This is a genomic window from Paenibacillus sp. CCS19, from assembly GCF_033239625.1.
Classification (GTDB): Bacteria; Bacillota; Bacilli; order Paenibacillales; family Paenibacillaceae; genus Paenibacillus_T.
The window spans coordinates 20,762-45,081 of record NZ_BTCK01000015.1 but is presented as its reverse complement, the minus strand read 5'-3'; the positions used below and the strand labels follow the sequence as shown (position 1 = coordinate 45,081).

At 54.3% G+C, this 24,320-nt stretch carries 16 protein-coding genes and 1 pseudogene; 12 read left to right on the top strand and 5 right to left on the bottom strand.

Features of this window, described 5'->3' with window-relative positions; genetic code table 11:
• Positions 1–391 precede the first annotated feature (391 nt).
• On the bottom strand, positions 392–1,702 hold the full coding sequence (locus tag SBI19_RS12535) for a glutamate-1-semialdehyde 2,1-aminomutase (RefSeq protein ID WP_317968565.1): 1,311 nt from the start codon (positions 1,700–1,702) through the stop codon (positions 392–394).
• 154 nt (positions 1,703–1,856) lie between these two features.
• Entirely contained in the window at positions 1,857–2,945 is a 1,089-nt protein-coding gene (locus SBI19_RS12530) for an LCP family protein (RefSeq protein ID WP_317968563.1), read from the bottom strand.
• A 317-nt stretch (positions 2,946–3,262) separates the two neighbouring features.
• Here SBI19_RS12530 and SBI19_RS12525 point away from each other — a divergent pair, with 317 nt between their 5' ends.
• The 3 genes from SBI19_RS12525 to SBI19_RS12515 are packed head-to-tail and all read left to right on the top strand — an operon-like array spanning position 3,263 to position 5,933.
• Positions 3,263–4,342 (top strand): ABC transporter ATP-binding protein, encoded by a 1,080-nt coding sequence (locus SBI19_RS12525; protein ID WP_317968561.1) that lies wholly within the window; start codon positions 3,263–3,265, stop codon positions 4,340–4,342.
• A complete protein-coding gene (locus tag SBI19_RS12520) occupies positions 4,339–5,133 on the top strand; it encodes an ABC transporter permease (protein WP_317968559.1) in 795 nt (264 codons plus the stop codon). Before SBI19_RS12525 ends, SBI19_RS12520 begins: the two co-directional genes overlap by 4 nt.
• 8 nt (positions 5,134–5,141) lie before the next feature.
• Positions 5,142–5,933, top strand: coding sequence for an ABC transporter permease (locus tag SBI19_RS12515; protein WP_317968557.1), 792 nt, complete (start codon positions 5,142–5,144; stop codon positions 5,931–5,933).
• A gap of 95 nt (positions 5,934–6,028) precedes the next feature.
• Here SBI19_RS12515 and SBI19_RS12510 read toward each other — a convergent pair whose 3' ends face one another.
• A complete protein-coding gene (locus SBI19_RS12510) occupies positions 6,029–6,652 on the bottom strand; it encodes a TetR/AcrR family transcriptional regulator (RefSeq protein WP_317968555.1) in 624 nt (207 codons plus the stop codon).
• A gap of 142 nt (positions 6,653–6,794) precedes the next feature.
• On the opposite strand from SBI19_RS12510, the gene SBI19_RS12505 reads away from it, so the two are divergent.
• Complete coding sequence (locus SBI19_RS12505; RefSeq protein ID WP_483312285.1) at positions 6,795–9,020, top strand: MMPL family transporter; 2,226 nt, start codon at positions 6,795–6,797, stop codon at positions 9,018–9,020.
• Between the two features lie 109 nt (positions 9,021–9,129).
• The gene (gene bcp / locus SBI19_RS12500; RefSeq protein ID WP_317968551.1) at positions 9,130–9,651 is read left to right on the top strand and encodes a thioredoxin-dependent thiol peroxidase; all 522 of its coding nucleotides are present in this window, start codon (positions 9,130–9,132) and stop codon (positions 9,649–9,651) included.
• Positions 9,652–10,697: 1,046 nt separating this feature from the next.
• On the opposite strand, the gene SBI19_RS12495 is transcribed toward bcp, so the two are convergent.
• Entirely contained in the window at positions 10,698–11,861 is a 1,164-nt protein-coding gene (locus SBI19_RS12495) for a cation diffusion facilitator family transporter (protein WP_317968549.1), read from the bottom strand.
• Positions 11,862–12,024: 163 nt separating this feature from the next.
• On the opposite strand from SBI19_RS12495, the gene SBI19_RS12490 reads away from it, so the two are divergent.
• The 6 genes from SBI19_RS12490 (at position 12,025) to rsgA (ending at position 20,747) form a co-directional block, all read left to right on the top strand.
• A complete protein-coding gene (locus SBI19_RS12490) occupies positions 12,025–12,387 on the top strand; it encodes an ArsR/SmtB family transcription factor (RefSeq protein ID WP_317968547.1) in 363 nt (120 codons plus the stop codon).
• Positions 12,388–13,202: 815 nt separating this feature from the next.
• A complete protein-coding gene (gene nrdI / locus SBI19_RS12485; RefSeq protein ID WP_317968545.1) occupies positions 13,203–13,574 on the top strand; it encodes a class Ib ribonucleoside-diphosphate reductase assembly flavoprotein NrdI in 372 nt (123 codons plus the stop codon).
• Entirely contained in the window at positions 13,561–15,645 is a 2,085-nt protein-coding gene (nrdE, locus tag SBI19_RS12480; RefSeq protein WP_317968543.1) for a class 1b ribonucleoside-diphosphate reductase subunit alpha, read from the top strand. Before nrdI ends, nrdE begins: the two co-directional genes overlap by 14 nt.
• A gap of 56 nt (positions 15,646–15,701) precedes the next feature.
• Positions 15,702–16,652 carry a class 1b ribonucleoside-diphosphate reductase subunit beta gene (nrdF, locus tag SBI19_RS12475; protein ID WP_317968704.1) on the top strand — a complete coding sequence of 317 codons (951 nt, stop codon included), beginning with the start codon at positions 15,702–15,704 and terminating at the stop codon, positions 16,650–16,652.
• A gap of 611 nt (positions 16,653–17,263) precedes the next feature.
• The gene (locus SBI19_RS12470; RefSeq protein WP_317968541.1) at positions 17,264–18,784 is read left to right on the top strand and encodes a polysaccharide deacetylase family protein; all 1,521 of its coding nucleotides are present in this window, start codon (positions 17,264–17,266) and stop codon (positions 18,782–18,784) included.
• Between the two features lie 865 nt (positions 18,785–19,649).
• A complete protein-coding gene (rsgA, locus tag SBI19_RS12465; protein ID WP_483312284.1) occupies positions 19,650–20,747 on the top strand; it encodes a ribosome small subunit-dependent GTPase A in 1,098 nt (365 codons plus the stop codon).
• Between the two features lie 212 nt (positions 20,748–20,959).
• Here rsgA and fabI read toward each other — a convergent pair.
• A pseudogene (gene fabI / locus SBI19_RS12460) lies at positions 20,960–21,738 on the bottom strand (enoyl-ACP reductase FabI).
• A 239-nt stretch (positions 21,739–21,977) separates the two neighbouring features.
• On the opposite strand from fabI, the gene SBI19_RS12455 reads away from it, so the two are divergent.
• Entirely contained in the window at positions 21,978–23,012 is a 1,035-nt protein-coding gene (locus tag SBI19_RS12455) for an AAA family ATPase (protein WP_317968537.1), read from the top strand.
• The last annotated feature ends 1,308 nt before the right edge of the window (positions 23,013–24,320 follow it).

Sequence of the window (24,320 nt, the reverse complement as noted above, 5' to 3'; positions counted from 1 at the left end):
TCGTTACCGGGGTCCAGGGGGTGGAGCCCTTTGGGGCCCTCCCTTGCAGGGAGGGGGTGGGTGAGTAGATGAACTAATGGTGCAGCTTATCCAAGTTCCATCCATGCGCGGTGACAGGCGGGCACGAACGAATGAGTGTGCGGACGATAGATCGTATCTAGATCCTTCCGATCAATAGCTTTATCGCTGCAAGCGGCAAGAGCGGGCACACGATCCAACAAATCCAAGATATCGTCCTTGTGAGGAGTCCAGAGGTCACAGGACCTTTGGGGCCCTCCCTAGCAGGGAGGGTTTGGGTGGGTAGAAAAATTGGTTTTAATGTGTAGAAATCCCGAAGGGTCAGATAGATACTAGGATTGCTATGTTAAAAATGAGGGGTTTCTCAAGGGGATCAAATCCCCTTGAGCACCCGCTCGGCGGCCTCGATCGTCGCATCCACATCCGCATCCGTATGCGCCGTCGTCAGGAACCATGCCTCGTACTTCGAAGGCGCGATGCAGATCCCTTCCTCGAGCAAGCCGCGGAAGAAACGTGCGAATTGCTCGCTGTCTGTCTGCTGCGCCTCCTCGTAGTTCGTGATCGGATGGTCGCAGAAGTGGGTCGAGAACGCGCCGCGGATGCGGTTGATCGTCAGCGGCACGCCGTGGCGCGTTGCAGCGGCGCTAAAGCCGTCGACCAGACGGATCGCGAGGCGCTCCATCTCTTCATAGACGCCTGGTGCGCTCAGCACCTCCAGGCAGGCGATGCCGGCCGAGATCGAAGCCGGGTTGCCGGCCATCGTGCCGGCCTGGTAAGCGGGGCCAAGCGGAGCGACCTGCTCCATAATCGTTTTGCGTCCGCCATAGGCGCCGATCGGAAGGCCGCCGCCGATGATTTTGCCCAGTGCAGTCAAGTCTGGCTCGATCGCCTTATGATCAGGGAACGCATGGTACGTCTGCGAGCTGCCGTAGTGGAAGCGGAATGCGCTGATGACCTCGTCATAGATGACTAGAGCGCCAAACTCGCGCGTCACTTTGCACAGCGCTTCGAGGAAGCCCGGCTTCGGCATAACCATGCCGAAGTTGCCGACGATCGGCTCGACCATGACGGCCGCCGTATCATCGCCCCAACGTTCCAGCGCAGCCCGCAGTGCATCGATGTCGTTGAACGGCACCGTAATGACCTCATGCGCAATGCTCGTCGGAATGCCCGCGCTGTCAGGAATGCCAAGCGTCGAAGGGCCGGAACCGGCCGCTACGAGCACAAGGTCCGAGTGGCCGTGGTAGCAGCCTGCGAATTTGATGATTTTGCTCCGTTTGGTATAGGCGCGGGCTACGCGGATCGTAGACATAACCGCCTCCGTGCCGGAGTTGACGAAGCGAACCTTGTCCATCGAGGGAATGGCTTCCTTCAGCATGCGTGCGAGCTTAATCTCGAGCTCGGTCGGCGTGCCGTACAACGTGCCGTTCGAGGCTGCGCGAATGATCGCTTCCGTAATATGCGGGTGGGCGTGTCCCGTAATGATAGGGCCGTATGCGGCCAAATAGTCGATGTAACGGTTGCCGTCCACATCCCAGAAGTAAGCGCCGTTGGCGCGCTCCATGAATACGGGGGCGCCGCCGCCAACCGCTTTGAATGAACGGGACGGGCTGTTCACGCCGCCGACAATATGCTGCAAGGCTTCTTCATACAATTGCGCAGATCGCGCACGATTCATCGTCATGATCTATAAACCTCCGTAAGTGCAATACAAGTCTAAACGCTATTATACCACTAGCCGCCAGCGTTCGCTCCTGCAGCCGCTATTGAGCAAATAAAAACCCCTTTCCCGCGAAAGGAGCTTAGCAGCTCCAATCATGAGAAAGGGGGTGATCGTTTTAGTTGCTTGTCGAGCTCGAACCGCTCGTGCTGCTGCTGTCCGTTGAACCATCAGTCGACGTGCCATCAGTCGATGTCGATGTACCGTCCGTTGCTGCCGGCGCGTTCTTATCCTTCGTCAGCGCCTCTTGAACGAACTCGCGAAGCTTGTCCTCGTCCTTGATGCCGATGACCGATGCGCCGCCGACTTTGTCTTCGCCGATCAGATCCATTGGCGGTACTTGCTCCGTACCTGCAACGCTGATACCGAGACCAAGTTGACCAAGCTTGAGCATGTCTTCAACCGTCAAGTTCGTCTCGATGAAAGGAGAGACGCTCTTAATGATGTCCGTGATGCGAACGATGTTCCAGCCGGACATGATTTTGCTGGCGACAGCCTGCATGAATTCACGCTGACGCTCTGTGCGTGTGAAGTCGCTCATCGCATCGTGGCGGAATCGCACGTATTGCAGCGCATGATCGCCATCGAGATGCTGCTGGCCTTGCTTGAGGTGAATATCGTAACGGTTGCCGTCGGCATTGTCGACATAGTTCATATCCTTCTCGACATAGAAGTCGATGCCGCCGATTGTATCGATAAGCGATTTGAAGCCTTCGAATTCGGTATAAATGTAATATTGAATATCAAGTCCTAGCAAATTGCCGATCGTCGTACGCGCGAGACGCTCGCCGCCGAGTGTAACGGCCGTGTTGATCCGTCCCCTGTCATGCCCTTCGATGTCCACGTACGTGTCACGAAGAACCGAGAACACATGCGCTTTCTTCGTTGTCGGATCGATCGATACGACCATCATCGTGTCGGAGCGTGCAACTTGAGTCTTCTCGAGACCCCGGCCGTCGCCGCCCATGAGCAGGATGTTAACGCGTTCTGTGCCTTCCCACTTCGGTGGTTCGGGCGTTGCTGTTTCTTGGTCTTTGAATTGCGTGAACTTGGACTCTTCATCGCTTTTATTTAAACCGTCCAAAGCGTTGTAGACGCCTACTCCGTAGACAGCAGCCCAGACGAAAAGACCAGCAACAACAATCAACAAACCGAACAATGACCACATCCACCACGGTCTGCGTTTTCCTTTCTTACGCGCTTCCATTGAATGTCGCTCCTTTTTGGAGTATGCTTTCTTGTGCATCTCAAACAATTACAGATATACACATCCTAAAATTATAAAGCTCAGGGGTATATGGAATCAAGTTATATTGAATTAGCAATAATGAGAAAACCTTTATTTTCAAACATTTAGCGGCAGGTTTTATCAGAATATAAGGCAGAATAAGTTAGTCGTCACTTATATGTAAGCTTATAGTTTGCTGGAATGAACATTTTAAGCCGCGGCAAGGCCAATATAAGTTGGTTCAACTCAACATTATCTATCGGTAATTCGGTAAGGAAGAAAGGGGTTCAACAATTTTGTCCAAGCTTGCAATCGACGTACAAGATTTACGCAAACAGTTTAAGGTGCAGAACAATCGTGCCGGTCTCGGAGGCGCGCTGAAGGATTTGTTCAAACGCGAGTACCGCGAAATAACGGCTGTCAAAGATATTACGTTCCAAATCCCGCAGGGCGAGATTTGCGGTTATATCGGGGAGAATGGAGCGGGTAAGTCGACGACGATCAAAATGCTGACAGGCATTCTCGTGCCGACTTCCGGCAAGCTGCAAGTTAACGGTTATGTGCCGCATAAAGATCGGGAGAAATTCGTCAAAGAAATCGGCGTCGTCTTCGGACAGCGTTCGCAGCTCTGGTGGGACATCGGCGTCATCGAATCGTTCCAGCTCCTTCGCAAAGTGTATCGTGTGCCGGAAGCGGATTTCCGCCGCCGACTCGATGAACTGGTGGAGCGTCTGCAGCTTGGCGAGCTGTTGAATCGCCCGGTTCGGAAGCTGAGTCTCGGTCAGCGGATGCGCTGCGAGCTCGTTGCTTCGCTGCTGCACAATCCATCGATCCTGTTCCTCGATGAACCGACGATCGGCCTCGATATTATTGTAAAGACCGAGATTCGCGAGTTTCTCAAAGGAATGAACAAGGAGCACGGAACGACGATTCTGCTCACGACGCATGACTTGCAGGATATCGAAGCGCTCTGCTCGCGCGTTATTATGTTGGACGACGGACGCATTATCTATGATGGCGGTCTCGAAGAATTGAAGTCGCGCTGGAGCAAAGGACGCGAGATCAAGTTCCAATTCGGCTCTGCGGTTACGGTTGATCGTCTGCGGAATCTGACGAATGGACTTGAGGGCGTTACTTGGACGGTGGAGAATGGCGTGGAAGCAGCCATGTGGCTGCCGAATGCGATTAACGTATCGGATGCGCTGGCGCGTGTCGTTGGCTCTTCGGCTGATATCCGCGACATCAAGATCATGGAGACGAACACCGACGAAATCGTCCGTGAAATTTACCAGTCGGGCAGCGCCGAGACGAAGGCGGCAGCAGCGGCGGCGCTTGAAGCAGACGATACCCCGCACAATGGAGCGGATCGGTCATGATGAGCGCTTATGTCGATTTTATCCGCATTCGCTTTCTCATGATGCTCGCTTATCGGGTGAACTACTACAGCGGCATTATTATTTATGCGATCAATATTGGTGCTTATTATTTCTTGTGGCAGGCTATCTATGGGGACAAGCAGGAGCTGGCAGGCTTCACCGTCGCACAGATGACGACGTATGTGGCTGTTTCCTGGATGGCGCGTGCGTTCTACTTCAACAATCTAGACCGGGAGATCGCGAATGAAATTCGGGATGGCAGCGTCGCCGTACAGCTGATCCGTCCGTATTCGTACCTGGCCGTTAAGATGATGCAGGGCTTCGGCGAAGGCTTGTTCCGCCTGCTTCTGTTCATGGTGCCGGGCATGATCATCGTATGTCTGCTGTTCCCGGTATCGCTGCCGACGGATCCGAAAGTGTGGACGATCTACTTGGTCATGTTGTTCTTCGCTTTCCTCATTAATACGCAGATCAACATGCTGACCGGCCTGTTCGCTTTCTTCGTCGAAAATAACGAGGGGATGATGCGCATGAAGCGGGTCATCGTCGACCTGTTCTCAGGCGTCGTCGTTCCGATCGCGTTCTTTCCCGGGTGGCTGTCTGCTGCGATGCAGTGGCTGCCGTTCCAGGCGATCACCTATCTGCCAACGGCAGTGTTCACAGGACGAACGCCGCTGTCGGAAGCGTGGGGCGTTCTAGGCGTGCAGGTCATCTGGTTCGTCGTATTGCTCGTACCGATTCTGTTGATGTGGCGGGCTGCGCGTACGCGGCTGTTCGTGCAAGGGGGTTAACGTTAGTTATGCTGTACTTATCACTGTTCTGGGAATATATGAAGAACTATGCCAAGACTCGTCTTACTTATCGGGCCGACTTCTGGATCGAGGTGTTGTCCGACCTGTTGTTCCAGGGGGTCAACCTGATCTTCATTCTGATCGTCTTCCAACAGACCGAGTCGCTCGGCGGTTGGTCGGAGGCGGAAGTCGTATTCGTCTACGGATTTTTCATGGTGCCGTTCGGCATCTTCGGAACGTTCTTCAACTTGTGGAATTTCTCCGACCGCTATATCGCCAAGGGGGAGATGGACCGCGTGCTGACGCGTCCGGCGCACAACCTGTTCCAAGTGACGCTCGAGAATATCGACCCGCCGTCGTTGTTCGGTTCGCTGGTCGGCATCATCATCATGATCATCAGTTGGACGCAGCTTGATCTGACGTTCTATTGGTGGGACATTCCGGTGATGGCGCTTCTCACGCTTGGCGCGGTGCTCATCTATATGGGTTTGTACACGGCATTGACCGCAATCTCGTTCTACTCGGACGCCCCGACGGGCATTCTGCCGCTTATGTACAACATTCAGAACTACGGCCGCTACCCGGTGAACATCTACAACAAGATTATCCGATTCGTTCTGACGTGGGTGCTGCCGTTTGCTTTCGTAGGCATCATTCCAGCCTCGTTCTTCTTAGATGAGAAGCACGACGACATGGCGTCGCTTGCTTTATATACGCCGCTGGTCGGTTTGATCGTATTCGCGATCGGACTGACGGTGTGGAACCACGGCGTGAAGCGATATCGCGGTGCAGGATCGTAGATTGTTCATATCGGTTGCGATAAAAAAGGAGCTGTCTGCAGCAGGTTATGATTCAATAACCCGCTGCAGGCAGCTCCTTTTGCCATGAATAAGAACTAGAGCCGCTCCGGTGCGACGCCATTCCAGAACAGATCGATGATCGCCTTCGCGAGCTCCGGCATCGAATCGAACAGCTCAGCAGGCTGCTGCCTGTTGCTGAGCATCAATGTCGCGCTCAGCGTATGCGCGAGCAGCAGCGGATTCGCTTTGCGCATTTGACCGCTATCCATCGCCGCTTGAAAATGCGTCGCCAGCACGCCATGAAGAGCCTGCTCCGCCTCTCGGATGCGGGTCAGCTGCTCCTCGGTCAGGTTGGAGGACGATTCTCGCATGATCGATTCAAAGTCCATGTGCGGCCTGGACATTTTGACGATGGCCATCTGCTCAAGTCCGCTTCTCAGGTCGGCGGCATCTTTAATCAGCTTCTCAGTACTCATGCGGGCGCGGGTCAGCATCCAGATGAGCGATTCGGTGAACAGCTCCGCTTTATTCGCGAAGTGGTAGTAGAGGGATGCCTTCGTCATGCCGCATTCCACAGCGATTTGGTTCAAGGAGATCGGCTCGTAGCCGTTCTCCAGGAACAGGCGGGAAGCGATCTGAATAATCGTATCGCGCGTCGGCGCATCCTGCTCGCTGCGCTTCGGACGTCCGAGCGCTTTGGTTGTACGCGTAGTTTTCATAGATTGGACACCTTCATTTAAAGATTTAACAAAAAGTTCGCCGTTCTCCCATTGATTAATTAACCGTACGGTATATATAATTATGGGTAACTGAATAAGTTCATTATAGCATGAAAGAAAGAACGGAGGATGCAAGATGCCTATGGTTGAACGATTCCACTCCTCGGTGACGGGGCGAAGAGGCCGCTGGATCACATTGCTGATCTGGCTGGTGCTGGCTGTTGTATTAACGGTCACGCTGCCGGCGGTAGGGGATGAGGAAGTCAATAATGCAGCAAACCTTAGCGATTCGAAGCCGTCCGAGCAGGCTGCGGCGGTCGATGCACGCGAATTCCCAAGCGACAGCGGGACGCCCGCGCTGCTCGTGCTGCACCGCGAAGGCGGGTTGACCGCAGACGATCTGGCCAATCTGCAGAAGCTGACGGCACAATGGGAGACAGCTCCGCTGCCGGAGCAGGTCGGCGTGCCGCCGCTTCATAAACTGCCGATGCCCGCGCTGCAAGCAGAACTGTCCGAGGACGGCAGCACGATCGTAACGCCGGTCTTATTTGCAACAGGCGCTGAGACGGAGACGGTGAAGGAAAGTCTCGATCAGCTGCGTAAGGATGCAGCGGCGACGCTGGGCGGCGATCCGTTTGGCACGTCGACGGATGCGGCGGAAGGGCTAAGCGCCCGCATTACAGGTCCTGTCGGCATTCAAGTCGATGCAACCGGTTTGTTCCAAAATGCAGACGTATCGCTTCTGATCGCGACGGTTCTGCTTGTCCTTATCATCCTGCTGCTCATCTACCGTTCGCCCGTACTGGCGTTCATTCCGCTCATTGCCGTTGGATTCGCGTATATGGTCGTTGGACCGATCCTTGGCGCGATGGCGCGTGAGGGATGGATTGAAGTCGATTCGCAAGGCATCTCCATTATGACGGTGCTGCTGTTCGGCGCAGGGACGGACTACTGCCTGTTCCTGATCTCGCAGTTCCGTCACCATCTAGGCGAAGTGGCGAACAAGCGGGAGGCGCTGATGAAGGCGTTGACCGGCTCGGCAGGCGCGATTGCGATGAGCGGTCTGACGGTCGTGCTGTCGCTGTCTGCGCTGCTGTTCGCGCAATACGGCGCGTATCACCGTTTCGCGGTTCCGTTCAGTCTGTCGATTCTCATTATGGCGATCGCCAGTCTGACGCTTGTACCTGCGCTGCTCGCCATTATTGGGCGCGCTTCATTCTATCCATTCGTACCGCGCACGCCTGAGATGATCGCAGAGCGTGCACGCAAGAAAGGCAAACCGGTACCTAGCAAGAAGGCTTCACGAGCTGGCCGAATTGGCCGCATTGTCGTCCGTCGTCCGTGGGCTGTCGTACTCTCGACGGTCATCTTGCTCGGCGTGCTGGCAGGCTTCTCTTCGCAAATGAAAGTAACGTTCGATATTCTGTCTTCCTTCCCAGAGGATATGGAATCGCGTGAAGGGTTCACGGTCATCGGCGAGCAGTTCTCCGAGGGCAGTCTCGCACCGGTTCGCGTCATCGTCGATACAGAAGGCGGCGATGTAAAGGCGGTAACCGACCGTCTCTCGAATCTTCCTTATGTAGCGAGCGTGTCTGAACCGGAGCAAGGACAAGTGAATAATCAAATCGCCGCGATGGACGTCAACCTTACGATGAACCCTTATTCGCTCGAAGCGATGGCGCTTATTCCTACGCTGCACGATGAAGCGGCCGCTGCATTGACTGCATCCAGCAGCGGCGCTGCTGCGGAGGATCGGGTATGGATCGGCGGTCAGACGGCGGAGCAGTATGACACCAAGGAAACGGGTGACCGCGATACGCGGGTCATTATCCCGATCGTTATCGGTCTCATAACGCTGCTGCTGCTCGTTTACCTGCGCTCGGTCGTGGCGACGGCGTATTTGATCGGCACCGTTATTTTGTCCTATTTTGCCGCGCTGGGCTTAGGTTGGATCATTATCCACTACGTGCTCGGAGCTGATGCAATCTCGGGTTCCATCCCGCTGTATGCGTTCGTTTTCCTGGTTGCGCTTGGCGAGGACTATAACATCTTCATGATCTCGAGCATCTGGGACAAAAGAAAAAGAATGCCGCTTAAGCAGGCGATCAGCGAAGGCGTCAGTGAGACCGGCTCCGTCATTACGTCGGCTGGCATCATTCTGGCAGGCACGTTCGCGGTACTGGCGTCGCTCCCGATTCAAGTGCTCGTTCACTTCGGTATCGTAACGGCCGTCGGCGTGCTGCTCGATACGTTCATCGTTCGTCCGTTCCTCGTGCCTGCAATAACGGCACTGCTGGGCCGTGCCGCGTTCTGGCCTGGCAAGCATGAAGAAGTGAAAGAACAGCCGACAGCTGCGTCTCCTCATTAGAAGGCAGAGGATGTTGGTAACGGCAGCTGGTGAGACATTTCGTATCCTTGCCGTCCATCATGTATAATGAGGGAATGATTCGATGGATGGACACAAGGTGGGGATGACAATGGGGAAGAAGCTTAAACCGGTTGAGTTAGGGCGCAAAGTATCGAATTTTACATTAGAGGGCTCTGGCGGGGGATCCATCTCGCTGAGCGATTATATAGGCAAGAAGGTCATCATCTTCTTCTATCCGAAGGATATGACGACGGCGTGCACGCAGGAGGCCTGCGATTTCCGTGACGCGAGCGAGAAGCTCGGCGCGCATAACACGGTTATTATCGGCATCAGCACCGACGATGTGGCGCGGCATGAACGTTTTATAGCCAAGTATGATCTCCCGTACGTGCTGCTCGCTGACCCGGAGCATCAAGTGTGCGAGCAGTTCGGCGTCTGGCAGATGAAGAAGCTGTACGGCCGCGACTATATGGGCATCGTGCGGTCGACTTTCCTCATTAATGAGAAGGGCGTGCTCGTCGAGGAGTGGCGCAACATTAAGGTCAAGGGCCACGTTGACACGGTCCTCGCCGCTATCGAGGCCGCATCCAAGCCGAAGTCGAAATCAAAGGCGAAGGCGGAAACGAAATAATGCTTTTCAGCCAGCTCAACAAAAGCTGCCTCCAGCTCACTGTATGCGACAGTGGACGGGGGCAGCTTTTCGTTTTGTTTCATTATAGTAATCGAATGATTTTCGCTCGAACTTTTGCATTAACTTTCGATTTTGTAGTGTTCCTCGAACAAAAGCTATGGCCCGAAGGCACGCGACTCCCAGTACGATGTACGGTGAACGCACATAACGAACTGGGAAGGCGCTATTTGCGTCTGATCAACACCCGAGGATTCTAAAGAACTCAGAAACTCTTATTTGATGAATTTACTATATAAAAGCACAAAAGTCGGCCCAATAGCGATCATTGAGTTCGTTACCGCTCAAACAAGGCGATTTAATCACATATAGTGTTGTTGAGATTCGTTACAGCAGGGCACAGGTAAAACTCATTCGAACAAAAGCCGTGCTAAACAGAGGCACGCGACTCCCAGCACGATGTATCTCATCTACGCATCAGTATCGTCACCATCCCATTATGGGGTCCCAGGGTGGGGCTGCCATCGGAGTAGCATCAGTGGGCGGTGACAGATGAACATGCGCGAAACAAGTATGCGGTCGATTGAACGTTCCTAGATACCACGAACCATTAGCTTTGCCGCGGATGCGGCAAGAGCGGGCGTGCAATCCATTCAACCAAGATACCGTCCTTGTGAGGAGTCCAGAGGGCACACGCCCTTTGGGGCCTCCCTTGCAGGGAGGGTTTGGGTGGGTAGAAAATCTTATCCCATGAGGGGCTGCCATCGGAGTAGCATTAATGGGCGGTGACAGATGAATATGTGCGAAATAAGTATGCGGCCGACTGACCGTGTCCAGATACCACGAACCATTAGCTTTGCCGCGGATGCGGCAAGAGCGGGCGTGCGATCCATTCAACCAAGATACCGTCCTTGTGAGGAGTCCAGAGGGCACAGGCCCTTTGGGGCCCTCCCTTGCAGGGAGGGTTTGGGTGGGTAGGAAATCTGGTTTAGACAGTTTGAAAAAATTCATTCGAAATGAAACAACGGGGTCTAAAGGGGCAGGAGCCCCTATACGCTAAGCGGTGAATGCATCCCGTCTGACTTCTCAATCTGCAAGGTCGCATGCGTCAGTCCGAATTGCGACTCGAGCTTGGCAAGCGCCTCACGCAGAACGTGTTGGCAATCGATATGCTCCTGCACGAGCAGATGGCCGCTAATCGCAGGAAGTCCGGATGTGATCGTCCAGATGTGCAGATCGTGAATGTCCCGCACGCCGGGTACACCTAGCAGCGCTTGGCGGACTTCTTCCGAGTCGATGCCTTCAGGCGTACCTTCCATTAGGATGTGAATGACCGATTTCAGAATGCCCCATGCGCTGCGCAGAATAAGCAGCGCAACAAGGACGCTGACGATCGGGTCGGCCCAATTCCAGCCGAACAACGCTACGAGCAGCGCTGCGACGATAGCGCCGACAGAGCCAAGCGCATCGCCGAGAATGTGCAAATAAGCGGATCGAACGTTCAAGTTGTGCTCGACATCGCCTTTGCGCATAAGCGCCCACGCGCTAATCAGGTTGGCCAACAGACCGACAGCGGCAATAGCCATCATCGGCAAGCCGGCTACGTCCGGCGGCTCACTCAGGCGGTGGTAGGCCTCAACGGCAATCATACCGGCAATGACGAACAACGTCAGCGCGTTGAACAAAGCAGCTAAAATTTCGAAGCGGTGGTAGCCGTACGTATTCGCTGCAGTTGCCGGCTTCGCGGCGAACCAGAAAGCGAGCAGGCTGAGCGCGATCGCAGCTGTATCGCTCAACATATGACCGGAGTCGCTGAGCAGAGCGAGCGAATTCGTCAGCAAGCCGCCGACGAATTCGAGCACCATGATGCCGCCGGTAATGCAAAGCGCAATCGCAAGTCCTTGCCGATTGCCCGAGCCGCCATGAACATGCCCATGGTGCGAATGTCCGTGGTGGCTGTGCCCGTGATGATTGTGCGAATGGCCGTGATGGTTGCGCCCCTGATGCGAATGAGCATGCTTGTGCCCTGTAGAATGGGAGCATGAATCGCTGTGAATATGAGCTTGAGCCTGCGTAGGTGCCTCATCATGCTGATGCTGACCGCAGCTTTCATGTGTATGATCTTCGCTGTGATGGTCATGCTGAGTTTGATCGGGTGTACTATTCGTGTGCTCGGTATGATTATGCCGAGCATCGTTCTCACGGCTGGTCATGTGCATCGCCCTCCAAAATGAACATATGAATACTTGCTCATATATTAATTAACCTCATCATACCAGTGGAAGAAGTTATTCGCAAGCCTAAGATAGCGAAACAAGCAGCATGACAACGCATACGTATTTACATGTATAATAGGGAGCAGGTGGTGACATTACGATGGACACGTTGGACAAATGCGAGCCGATATGCGAGGGCGCAGGACCCGAAACGGCGGAACGGGTCAGAAACGAGCTGCTGGAGGACGGAGCAGCATCAGCGATGGCTGAACTGTTCAAGGCGCTTGGCGATCCCACACGAATTCGAATGATTCATGCGCTATCCATACAGGAGCTGTGCGTGCATGATCTGACCGAAGCGCTTGGCATGGGGCAGTCGGCTGTCTCGCACCAGCTGCGTTATTTGCGCAATCTACGTATCGTGAAACGTCGCAAGGAAGGCAAGATGGTCTACTACTCCTTAGATGATACGCATATCGAGCAGCTGTTCTTGCTGACTAGACAGCATCTTGCGCATGACTGAATATAGCGTCGCCTACAGCGGGTCATTGCATTCGCTGTAGGAGCATTCGTATGCGGCGCTTGCTTCAGTCGTGCATGTAATGAGCCGAGCAGCTTAGGGAGGATTGTCGAACCGATCTGTCGGCGCCCACAGCAGAGATGTTGGAGAGGCAGGCCGAGCGGTAAGAGGCGATATTCCGTTTATTTCGTGAGTACCACAATATATTGACGGGAATGACGTTCTGGGGGCTGCTGACGACTATACGTAGCTCAGTGATTTTTTTTCGGTCCAAGGTCGCAGGAACTGGCTATTTTTATTCGACGAGCTTCATCAACCCAAAGCATCTTACTATCGAGCGGCAGAGGCTGCCAATGGACTCATACAGACTTAAACAGCATGAGGCTGTAATAATGAAAGCGTACTATATAGAAGGAATAGATTGAGATACATGGGCGGTCTCCTGTTGCCGGGAGGCCGCTTTGTTATTTTATTAAGCTGTGTAGGTGCTGTTATTGATGAAAAACAGACTGTTTTTCATTGCAAATTTATTCCCACATTTATGAAAAACACCCTCGTTTTTCACTTCTATAGCCCTCCCGATGAATCGACAAACTCCGTCATACCCCCTCCTTTGGATACAGAAAAGTCAGACAAAACCGTAAAGCCTTGTCCCTATTGGGCTCTCCGATTGTCAAGCACTTTTTGTTGCCAAATGCGGGCTTCGAACCATTGACACGCACAATATATAGATATATTATTGTCTCAGTCAACCTACATATTGATTTTAATAGAGTTGGTAGCCAAGAGAGGCTGCTACATATGGAGGGTATAATAACATGCTGGTTGTGTATGATTCGAGGACGGGGAACGTCCGCCGCTTTGTCGAAAAACTGAATATGAAGTCGGTCTCGCTTGACGACGGAGAAGCAGGTGACATGATGGTGGACGAGCCATTCGTACTCGTAACGTTCACGACTGGATTCGGACAAGTGCCGGAACGAGTCGAGAAATTTCTGCGCCGCAACAAGTCGCAGCTGAAGGGTGTGTCGGCAAGCGGCAACCGCAACTGGGGAGAGTCGTTCGCCAGAAGCGCTGATGATATTTCGAAACGATACAATGTTCCGGTCATTCATAAATTCGAGCTGTCGGGTACAGGACGCGACGTCGATCAATTTCGGCAGGGAGTGAATAAACTTGCGGCATATTGAGCTTAATAACGAGCTGATGCAGCGTAATGAGGATGGATTCTTCCGTCTGGAGAAGGATCAAGAAGCGGTGGCGGCGTTCATGGAGGAAGTGGCTGCGAAGAGCATGCGCTTCAATAGCTACACCGAGCAAGTCCAATATATGATTGATAACGACTTCTACGAAGATGTATATAAACAGTACACGAAGGAGCAGGTTGAAGCGATCTTCACCAAGACGCACGGCTTCAACTTCCAATTCGCTTCGTACATGGCGGCATCGAAGTTCTACACGGACTACGCGATGAAGAGCGATGATCGCTCGCAATACATGGAGCAGTATCCAGACCGTGTAGCAACGGTAGCCTTGCATCTGGGCGAAGGCGACTTCGACAAAGCGATGCGCTTAGCTGGCGCGATGATGGAGCAGCGTTTCCAACCGGCAACGCCAACGTTCCTCAATGCGGGCAAGAGCCGCCGCGGCGAGATGGTATCGTGCTTCCTGCTCGAGATGGATGACTCGCTCAACTCGATCAACTATGTGCTTGGCACTTGCATGCAGCTGTCCAAGATCGGCGGCGGCGTAGCGGTTAACTTGTCCAAGCTTCGTGGACGCGGCGAGGCTATCAAAGGCGTTGAAGGCGCAGCGAAGGGCATTATGCCGGTACTGAAGCTGATGGAGGATGCGTTCTCCTATGCGGACCAGATGGGTCAGCGCAAAGGCTCGGGAGCGGGCTACTACAACATTTTCGGCTGGGACGTAATGGAGTTCCTGGACAGCAAGAAGATCAACGCAGACGAGAAGACACGCCTGAAGACGTTGTCGATCGGTCTGATCGTACCGAACAAGTTCTACGAGCTGGCAGCACAGAACAAGCCGCTTATCGTATTCGGACCGCATTCGGTGCATAAGGCATATGGCGTTCATATGGACGACATGGACCTCGACGAAATGTACGACACGCTGCTCGCAGACGACCGCGTGAAGAAGAAGACGGTTATGAGCGCGCGCGACATGCTTGTGAAGATTGCGATGATTCAGCTCGAATCGGGCTATCCATATATTATGAACCGCACGAACGCTAACCGCGATCATGCGCTCAAGGGAATCGGTCCTATTAAAATGTCGAACCTGTGCACGGAGATTTTCCAGCTGCAGGAGACGTCCGAAATCAACGATTACGGTCAAGAAGACATCATCCGCCGCGATATTAGCTGCAACCTTGCATCGCTTAACATCGTGAACGTCATGGATCTTGGCAAAATCAAAGAGTCCGTCCACGAGGGCATCGAAGGACTTACGTCCGTCAGCGACATGGCGAAGATCGCGAATGCACCAGGCGTACGCAAGGCGAACGAAGAGCTTCACTCGGTCGGCCTCGGCGCTATGAATCTGAACGGCTACCTCGCGAAGAACAAAATCGCTTATGAGAGCGAAGAAGCGCGCGACTTCGCACGCACGTTCTTCATGATGATGAACTACTATTCGCTCGAGAAGAGCATGATGATCGCCCGCGACCGCGGGGTGACCTTCCATGGTTTCGAGCAATCCGAATATGCGAACGGCAACTACTTCGACCGTTACCTGGAGACGGACTACCGTCCGCAGACAGAACGCGCGAGCAAGTTGTTCGGCGAAATGCACATTCCATCTCCTGAGGACTGGGCACAGCTGAAGGCGCTTGTGATGAAGCACGGCGTTTACCATGCTTACCGTCTGGCAATCGCGCCAACGCAAAGCATCTCCTATGTGCAAAATGCGACTTCGAGCGTTATGCCGGTCGTTGAACATATCGAGACGCGCACGTATGCGAACTCGACGACGTATTATCCGATGCCGTACCTGGCACAGGATAACTACTTCTTCTACAAGTCGGCGTATCAGATGGACCAACTGAAGGTCATCGATATGATCGCCGAAATCTCGCAGCATATCGACCAAGGTATTTCGACGGTGCTGCATGTTAATAGCGACGTTACGACACGTGAGCTGTCGCGCTACTATATTTATGCCGCGAAGAAGGGCCTTAAGTCGCTCTACTACACGCGGACGAACAGACTGAGCGTTGAGGAGTGCATCAGCTGCGCCGTCTAATGACGGCGTTAGCGTGGCTCTTTTCATATAGAGAGAGGAACGGTTGAGCGATGGCATTGGAAGCTGTTAACTGGAACAGACCGGACGACGACTTTACGTTGACGTTCTGGAACCAGAACATTATGCAATTTTGGACGGACGAGGAGATCCCGCTGTCGGATGACAAAATGTCGTGGATCGAGCTGAGCGAGAAGCAGCGCGAGTTGTACATGAAGGTGCTAGGCGGCCTGACGCTGCTCGACACGATTCAAGGCGGCGTAGGCATTCCGAAGATCGTTGAGCATGTCGACGGACTGCAGCGCAAGGCTGTATTGTCGTTCATGGGCATGATGGAGCAGATCCATGCCAAATCGTACAGCAGCATCTTCACGACGCTTGCAACGACGGAAGAGATCGACGGCGTCTTCGCATGGGTGAAGAGCCATCCGAAGCTTCAGAACAAAGCGGAGTGGATCTCGGTCTACTATAACAATATTAAAACGCCTAAGAGCTTGTACCTGGCGCTGTCCGCGTCGGTGCTGCTCGAGAGCTACTTGTTCTACAGCGGCTTCTTCTATCCGCTCTTCCTTGCCGGTCAAGGCAAGATGACGAGCAGCGGCGAGATTATCGACCTTATTCTGCGCGACGAGAGCATCCACGGCCTGTACGTTGGCGTACTCGCGCAAGAGGTATATCGCGGCCTGACGCCAGAAGAGCGTCAAGAGGCGAACGAAGAGCTGAATACGCTCATCGACAAGCTGCATGCGAACGAAGAAGCATACACGAACGAGCTGTACACGGAAGTCGGATTGGCAGACGACGTACATGCTTACGTGCGCTATAACTGCAACAAAGCACTTATGAATCTCGGTCTCGATCCGCGCTTCGAAGAAGAGGACATCAACCCGATCGTCTTCAACGGCATCAGCACGCGGACGAAGCAGCACGACTTCTTCTCCAAGAAGGGCAACGGCTATGTCCGTACGCTTAACGTCGAGACGCTGCGCGACGAGGACTTCGAGTTTTAATAGAAATAGATCATTAGATTGGCAGCCGATAGCCGCCGTCTGCGGGACTCCCGTGGACGGCGGCTTTTTGTTTGGGAGGATGCAGCTTTTATAGCTTAGTCTTAGCTCGCAGTATCAGATCCGTGCAAAGGGCGAATGCATTCAAAGAGGACTGGAGAATCAGCGCCTACAGACGGAGAGCAAATAGTCTCATGGATTGACAATTTCATTCGAGTTAAAGCTTGTCGCGGCGCTCCATGCAATTATAGATGCACATATCAAGATAATAGTCGAAAAATGCAAAAGCGAAGGAAATATAAGCCTTCGATAGTTCGCGCAACTGAAAACGGCAAGAGTGCAGGAAATAAAATGAAATTAGTTTTAATCGGCAATCTGAGGCTCGATAACTGCATATGTGCAGCAATTCAGCCATTTTAATCATACTTCGCTAGAATACCTGCATTATTGCAGGAGTCCCTGCCTAAGTGCCTGAAGTTACAGTCTCTCATTTGGGATGAGAGCAATAGAGGATTCCTCTTATTTTCGAATACGAGTCATTTGCTAGACTTCCGTCTCATATAATCTATCAACCAGGCCGGGAAGGCCGGAAACGTTGAGCGAGGTGGACGGATATGATTCGTCGTCGAATCGTAAGAGCCGTAATTGCAGCAGCATTCGCTGTCAGTGCAGCAGCGTGGAGCGGATGGTTTGTCGACCAGGGGGAAGCGGCAGAGGAAGCAATCGTGAATGAGCAGGCGTGGCTCGCGCCAGCTCCGGAGGCTGTTATTGTGGGAAGACAAGCAGCTGTCGAAGCGGGACAAGCTGTCGATATACAAGTGCAGGCGGGTACGGTGTGGACGAAGACGAACGGATCAACAGAGCATCAAGCAGCAATCGTGGACGACAATCAACCGATTATTATAAAGGCCGGAACGGGTCCCAGCAGACTTAGCGATAGCAATAGTAACAGCACCAGCGATAGTAGTGAGACAGTATCGGATAAGCCGGTAGGACGTACCGTCTATCTGACCTTCGACGATGGTCCTAGCAAGCTGACGCCGGAGGTGCTCGACATCCTCAAGAAGGAAGGCGTTAAAGCGACATTCTTCGTGCTTGGGGAGCAGGTGAATGAGCATCCGGAGCTGCTGAAACGCATTGTGGAAGAAGGACATACGGTCGGCAATCATACGTATGATCATGAATATAAAGAGCTGTATAATAGCTTTGGCGAATTTGCTGAACAGATCGTGAAGACAGAGGATGCATTGCAGACGGCGGCCGGCATTCGAACGAAGCTGGTGCGTGCGCCAGGCGGCACGTTCGGCAACTTTGACCAAACGTACTTCGACGCGATGAAACAGGCAGGTTATACGATGTTCGACTGGAACGTGGATAGCGGCGACTCCGTTCGAGTAGGCGTTCCAGCGGCTGAAATTATAAAGAACATCCACAGCTCGAAGCTGTCGGATGAGACGGTTGTACTGCTGCATGACAGCTCGATTCACGGCGAGTCCGTAAAGGCGCTGCCGGACATTATCCGTTATTACAAGGAGCAAGGCTATACGTTTGCGCCTCTGACTGAGGCGGTGAAGCCTGTGACGTTCCGACTTGCAGATAAGCTCAAATGGAGTCGGCCAAAGGCGACGTCGAAGGAGGAAGCTGTAGTTCGTCGGGGACTGGAAGCCGCACAGGGCGCAGCATCATTCGTATTCTCTGGTGGGCAGGAGATGCATGCAGATGGTGCATCAGCACCAATCGCATCGGAGCCAACAGCTGCAGCACCGCAAGAGGGCAAAGAACTGGTCGTGTACGTCGCAGATCGAACCATCCTCTTCGAGCCAGGTTCATATTGGACAGGCAGTGACGGAGATTGGCTTGTACCCCTTCGCGAGATGATCGAAGGAATGGGCGGGAAGCTGAGCTGGAGCAAAGTCGATCGGAAGGTGCATGTTGAGCTGGCTAACGGAAGCTCATTCGATCTGGCAACGGGCGTGGGACAGCCAGGTACTGTAGAGCAGAACAAAGTGTACGCATCGCTGCGTGAAGTGCTGCTGCAGATTGAGGGCAAGCCTGTCGAGTCTAAACAGAGCGGAGAGCAGATTGTATTCGGGGAGAGTAGCCATGCATCAGCATTAACATCGGCTGCGGCGTAAACAAATTGTCGTTTGGTCTAATATAAGGTTGCACAAACTTACGATTAAGGGATATACTGGTGATACCAATTTCAAGGAGGCTGATGTGCTATGAGAACAATAATGATGACGGTACAACAACATGGACATCGGTCTCTACGGACGCTTGAACACATTAATCGCCATTAGTTGGCGATCGGTGTGATATCTCAGACATCGTGCATTGTGCACGGCGTCTGCAAGCAGAACCGGGAGAGACCGCATGGTATGGGTCTCCCTGGTTTTTTGCTTTGCCCTAGAAGTATAAGCGCACCCTAGTACTGTGCGTTTATACTTCAGCGCGAGCATGGAAACCTGCCGGGAGACCGCGCAGGTTTATTGTTATGGGGCGGATATGGCTGCAGCCTGCGCACAGCATACCGCCCGTCAGTGGTACGCAGCACCCTACCCATAGGGCATGAATGCTGCCAGAGCAGTGAAGCATATGCGTATCGAAGCGTGTTGTCCGCCGAACAAACACTCCCACTCGCTGCCTCGCCATTGCACTCCATGCAACAGAATGAGCATGATGCGTTCATTCTGCAGAGTCGGGCTGCATTTTAGACAACAGAGTGAGCGTGTGGAGTTCTCGAAACATCTATTTTGCGCTGGAGAGGTCTGTTTCAGTTGTACGGAATGCAACGTAATGGCGGGGAGCGGGCAAGCGGGTGCGTTTCTGTTGAACAGCGTGCAATGGCGAGCATGTGCGTACTGAAGGTGCTGCAGAATGGCCTTCGAGCGTATTCGATACGGACACAATCTATTAAAAAATGACTAAACGACAATGAATTTCATTAGAGGAGCTAAACATTTGAACCATAATCCATCTATTCAAGGTTATAATACCTTGCGATTGCAAGAATACGGCTGGAACGAAGAGTGGGAGAAGAAAGCTGCGGATGCCACAGCAAATGATCAGCAGCAGGCGAAAGCACTTGCGCCGGCTCGAATTATCGCACAGTTCTCTCACGTCTATCGGGTTATGACGAGCGAAGGCGATCGTCTTGGCACGGTCGCCGGACGGTATCAATACGAGGCGTCAGGCAAAGGCGACTATCCCGCGGTCGGCGATTGGGTGATGGCGGAGCTTGCGCCAGGGGATGAACGCGTTGTTATTCATGCGCTGCTCCCGCGCAAGTCGGCTGTATCCCGCAAGGTGGCGGGCAGCCAGCAGGAGGAGCAGGTCATCGGTGCGAACATCGATTTCATCCTGCTGGTCAACGCGCTAAACCAAGATTTCAATCTGCGGCGCATCGAGCGGTATCTGACCGCTGCGATGGGCAGCGGTGCACAGCCGGTTATTGTGCTGACGAAGGCGGACCTGTGTCCAGACTCGGAGGCAATGGCGGCGCAGACGCGTGCATTCATCCCATCAAGCGTACCCGTGGTAGTCGTCAGCGCCGCTCGAGGCGAAGGAAGGGAGCAGCTTACCCCTTATCTTGGCCAAGGCATGACGGTTGCGGTCGCCGGTTCGTCTGGCGCAGGCAAGTCGACGCTGCTCAACTGGCTATCCGAAGCGGATCGCATGCGTGTTCAGGATATTCGCGAGGACGATGCAAAGGGCAGGCATACGACGACGCATCGCGAGCTGTTCCCGATTGCAGGCGGCGCGCTGCTTATGGATACGCCGGGTATGCGCGAGCTGCAGCTGTGGCATGCCGACGAGGGGCATGAGGAAGCTTTCAGCGATATAACGGCATTGGCCGCGAACTGCCGCTTCCGAGATTGCCGTCATGAGCGGGAGGAAGGTTGTGCTGTACTCGCAGCGTTAGACACAGGCGAGCTCGACCGCCGACGCTACAACAATTACGTGAAGACGGGCAAGGAGATTGCGCATCAAGCGCGTAAGGAACGGATCGACCAGCGAAGCAAGGAGCGCCGAAGCGGATCAGCGGGCAAACCGCGTCCGGCGGCTAAACGCTCTCACGGTTGGGATGAGGACTAGGCTTGTTGAGCTAAGCTTAAGCGCTTAGAAGAAACGGCCGCCCGAGAGGGCGGCCGTTATTGTGTCAATGGAGCTTCAACAAGCTCAACTGCAACTGTCGCGCGATCATGACACGCTTATATGTCGCCGCCGATGCTTCGTGTGACTGGAGCATGATGCAACGATTGGATAGATGGGTGGGCGTGAGGGATTGACGATTGGCTGTCGCCTCGTTAAAGACCCAAGATATGATAGCCGGCATCGACGTGCAGCACGTCGCCGGTAATGCCGCGCGACATGTTGCTCAGCAGGAATAACGTCGCATCGCCAACTTCATCCTGGTCGATATTGCGCCGCAGTGGCGCGCGCTCCTCGATCGTCGCCATTATGTCATTGAAGCCGGAGACGCCTTTGGCCGCCAGCGTACGAATCGGACCTGCGGATACCGCGTTGACGCGAATGCCGTATTTGCCGAGATCCTCGGCTAGATATCTGACGCTCGCTTCGAGCGATGCTTTGGCTACGCCCATGACGTTGTAGTTCTTCACGACGCGATTCGCGCCAATATAGGATTGCGTGACGATGCTGCCCCCTTCCGTCATCAGCTTCTTCGCTTCTCTAGCGACAGCTACAAGGGAGTAAGCACTCGTATCCTGCGCCAACAGGAATCCTTCGCGCGAAGTATCGACGTATTCGCCCTTCAATTCATCCTTCTCTGCAAAAGCGACCGAGTGGACGAGACCGTGAATAATGCCCGTCTGATGCTTGATTTGGTCAAAAGCAGCCTCGATGCTTGCATCATCGTTCACATCGCACGATACGCACATGAGCGGCTCGATCGCTGCATCCTGCAGCAGCGTTGTAAGCTTAGCCAGCGAGCGCTCCTTCCGATACGTGAAAATCAACTCTTCGCCCCCGCATTGTGCAGCGACTTCGCAATGCCCCAAGCCAAACTCCGCTCGTTCGCCACGCCCATGACGACGACGGTTTTTCCATTCATGAATCCGTTCATTGTTTTCCCTCCGTGATGCCTCGAATTAGTACCAACCATTAGTACCAGATGCTAAATTGTATAGATTCATTATAGCTTTAACTATCGTTTCGAATCAAATCCATAGAAACGCGAATTCAAAAAAGTAGTACAAAAGCGGACTTTTTGAACAACCTCTAGAAACGCGTCTAACAAATGCTATTTTCGGAGACACTGCTAGATAAGAGATTTGATTTAGGGCAGGAGGCAGGGAAATCGCGATGACGACCGTGACGAGCTATGAGCGTTGGCCGGAGGATGAGGGAGTGCGGAGCAGCACAGGAGAGTGGCATGAGCCGCCGGAGCTGCTGCTGGAGCGGATGAAGGGCAAGATCGGATCTGTGCTGTATGGCAAGGAAGAAGTCATTACGAAAGTGCTGGCCGCGTTTCTGGCAGGCGGGCATGTATTGCTAGAGGACGTGCCAGGCGTTGGCAAAACGATGCTCGCCCGCGCCTTCGCCGCCGTCATCGGCGGTCAGTTCAAGCGAATTCAATTGACGGCGGACATGCAGCCGGCCGATGTAACGGGCGGCTCGGTATGGGACGGACGCAGCGGCTCCTTCCTATTCGTGCCGGGGCCTATTATGGCGAATGTCGTGCTGGCCGATGAGTTGAATCGGACGCCGCCGCGTACGCAATCCGCCCTGCTCGAGGCGATGGAAGAACGATGCGTCACGACCGATGGAGAGAGCCGCAAGCTCCCGGATCCATTCATGCTTATTGCGACGCAGAACCCTTGGGATTACGAGGGCACCTTCGCGCTGCCGGAAGCACAGACGGACCGGTTCATGATGCGGCTGTCGATCGGCTACCCATCGGTTGAGCATGAAGTGCGTTTATTAGCTGCAATGGCAGATAATCGATCGATCGATCCGGCGTCCTTGAAGCCCGTCGTCGCGGTGGAGGAGTGGCGCAGAATGCAGCGCGAGTGCAGGACGGTGCATGTGCACCCGGATCTGCTGCCCTATGCGGTCGCGATTGTGAGCGAGACGCGGAAGGCGACGGAGCTTGCGGCTGGCGCGAGTCCGCGCGCATCGCGCGATTGGCTGCGGGCAGCGCAAGCGACGGCCTATATGGAAGGGCGGCGGTTCTTGCTGCCGGACGACCTGCTGGCAACGGCGGAGCCGGTGCTGGCGCATCGGTTGACGGTTCAGCCGGCTTATGCGGCATCCGGACAGACGGCGGCGACGGTGCTGGAGCGTATTATCCGCAGCACGCCGATGCCGGCATCGGTCGCCGGGAGGCGCCGGCGATGAGCAGCGGCAGCAGTATTCCGCGGACGGCAAGTGCTGCGAAGGTGAATGGTACGGGTAGGGCGGCATCTAAGCCGAGGTTGAAGGAAGTACTGCCCGCTTACCGAACACGTCGCTGGTTGTGGTCGCTGCTGGCGGCGGGCTGGATGTTCACGGTGTCGGCTTCGGCGCTGCGCGGAGAGATGCCTGAGTTGTTCGCAGCCGTGCTGTTAAGCGGCATCGTCATCGTGGGACTGCTTCCTGTCATTGCCGTACGAGCGGCTGGTATCGAGGCGGTTCGTACATTATCGGCGCCGGAGGCAGCGGCGGGCGGTGAGCTCCAGGTTGTGTTGACGCTGCGCATGCGAATGCCGCTTCCGCTCTTATGGGTGTTCGTTCGCGAGGAATGCATCAATGAGAGCGGCGGACAACAGAGAGCGGTCCATTATGGCCATGTCGGACTGCCATGGCAGAGACGAGAATGGCAAATTGCCTATACGATTCGCGAGTTGGCACGAGGTTCCTATCGGTATCAAGCGATGGAGGTAACGATCGGAGATGCGTTCGGTTTGACAGCAATGAAGCGTCTTATACCGGTTCGAGTGACGAGCGATGAGATACGCCAAGGAAGCAAGGAGAGTCCGGTGAGCAGGGATAAGGCCGAACGGCCTTCTTTTCTCGTGCTGCCGGATTGGACAAGTCCATTAGAGCTGCCGATTGGAAGCGGGCAGTCGAAGAAGCTGATGGAGAGCAGACCGCTTGATGCATCGACTGGCGGTTATGTGCATTCGACGGAACGGACACGCAGCCGGTCAGTGCCTCGTCAGCAAACGACGGTTGCTGACGGGGCGGGCGTACAGCGTCAGCCTTATCGGCCTGGCGATGATCCGCGTCATATTGACTGGCGGGCGGCATCGCGAGGCAGAAGCTGGGTGACGAAGCGGGAGCCCGCGTCGCAGCCGCCGGCGCTGCTCATGCTGCTGGATACAGCAGCGGAGGCGTATGACGGCAATGATTATTGGTTTGATGCTGCCGCTGGTTATGCTGCTGCGCAAATTCGTTATGCGGTGAACAACGGCGTAACGTTCCGATTGCTTGGCGGCATGGAGTCGACCGGTGGACAGCAGGCAACACGCCTGTCTACGCAGCGGGAGGCATTGGAGCGATTGGCGCGGATGAAGCCGAAGCCGGCTCCAACGGGTGCCGCGGCTGCTGAGGATAAAGGAATATCCGGCTTAGATGATGCGTTGAATCGAGAAGGAGTTAGCCGCGGCGCGACCTTCCTTCTCATCACGGCAGAGTGGCGAAGCGGCGATCTCGGCGAACGGCTGG

What these genes read in the sequence shown, in the direction of transcription:
- SBI19_RS12470 (WP_317968541.1), top strand. Translation starts at nt 17,264, where the DNA reads ATGATTCGTCGTCGAATCGTAAGAGCCGTAATTGCAGCAGCATTCGCT.
- SBI19_RS12455 (WP_317968537.1), top strand. Translation starts at nt 21,978, where the DNA reads ATGACGACCGTGACGAGCTATGAGCGTTGGCCGGAGGATGAGGGAGTG.
- nrdI (WP_317968545.1), top strand. Translation starts at nt 13,203, where the DNA reads ATGCTGGTTGTGTATGATTCGAGGACGGGGAACGTCCGCCGCTTTGTC.
- bcp (WP_317968551.1), top strand. Translation starts at nt 9,130, where the DNA reads ATGGGGAAGAAGCTTAAACCGGTTGAGTTAGGGCGCAAAGTATCGAAT.
- SBI19_RS12495 (WP_317968549.1), bottom strand. Translation starts at nt 11,861, where the DNA reads ATGACCAGCCGTGAGAACGATGCTCGGCATAATCATACCGAGCACACG.
- SBI19_RS12505 (WP_483312285.1), top strand. Translation starts at nt 6,795, where the DNA reads ATGGTTGAACGATTCCACTCCTCGGTGACGGGGCGAAGAGGCCGCTGG.
- SBI19_RS12515 (WP_317968557.1), top strand. Translation starts at nt 5,142, where the DNA reads ATGCTGTACTTATCACTGTTCTGGGAATATATGAAGAACTATGCCAAG.
- SBI19_RS12530 (WP_317968563.1), bottom strand. Translation starts at nt 2,945, where the DNA reads ATGGAAGCGCGTAAGAAAGGAAAACGCAGACCGTGGTGGATGTGGTCA.
- SBI19_RS12535 (WP_317968565.1), bottom strand. Translation starts at nt 1,702, where the DNA reads ATGACGATGAATCGTGCGCGATCTGCGCAATTGTATGAAGAAGCCTTG.
- SBI19_RS12490 (WP_317968547.1), top strand. Translation starts at nt 12,025, where the DNA reads ATGGACACGTTGGACAAATGCGAGCCGATATGCGAGGGCGCAGGACCC.
- SBI19_RS12520 (WP_317968559.1), top strand. Translation starts at nt 4,339, where the DNA reads ATGATGAGCGCTTATGTCGATTTTATCCGCATTCGCTTTCTCATGATG.
- SBI19_RS12510 (WP_317968555.1), bottom strand. Translation starts at nt 6,652, where the DNA reads ATGAAAACTACGCGTACAACCAAAGCGCTCGGACGTCCGAAGCGCAGC.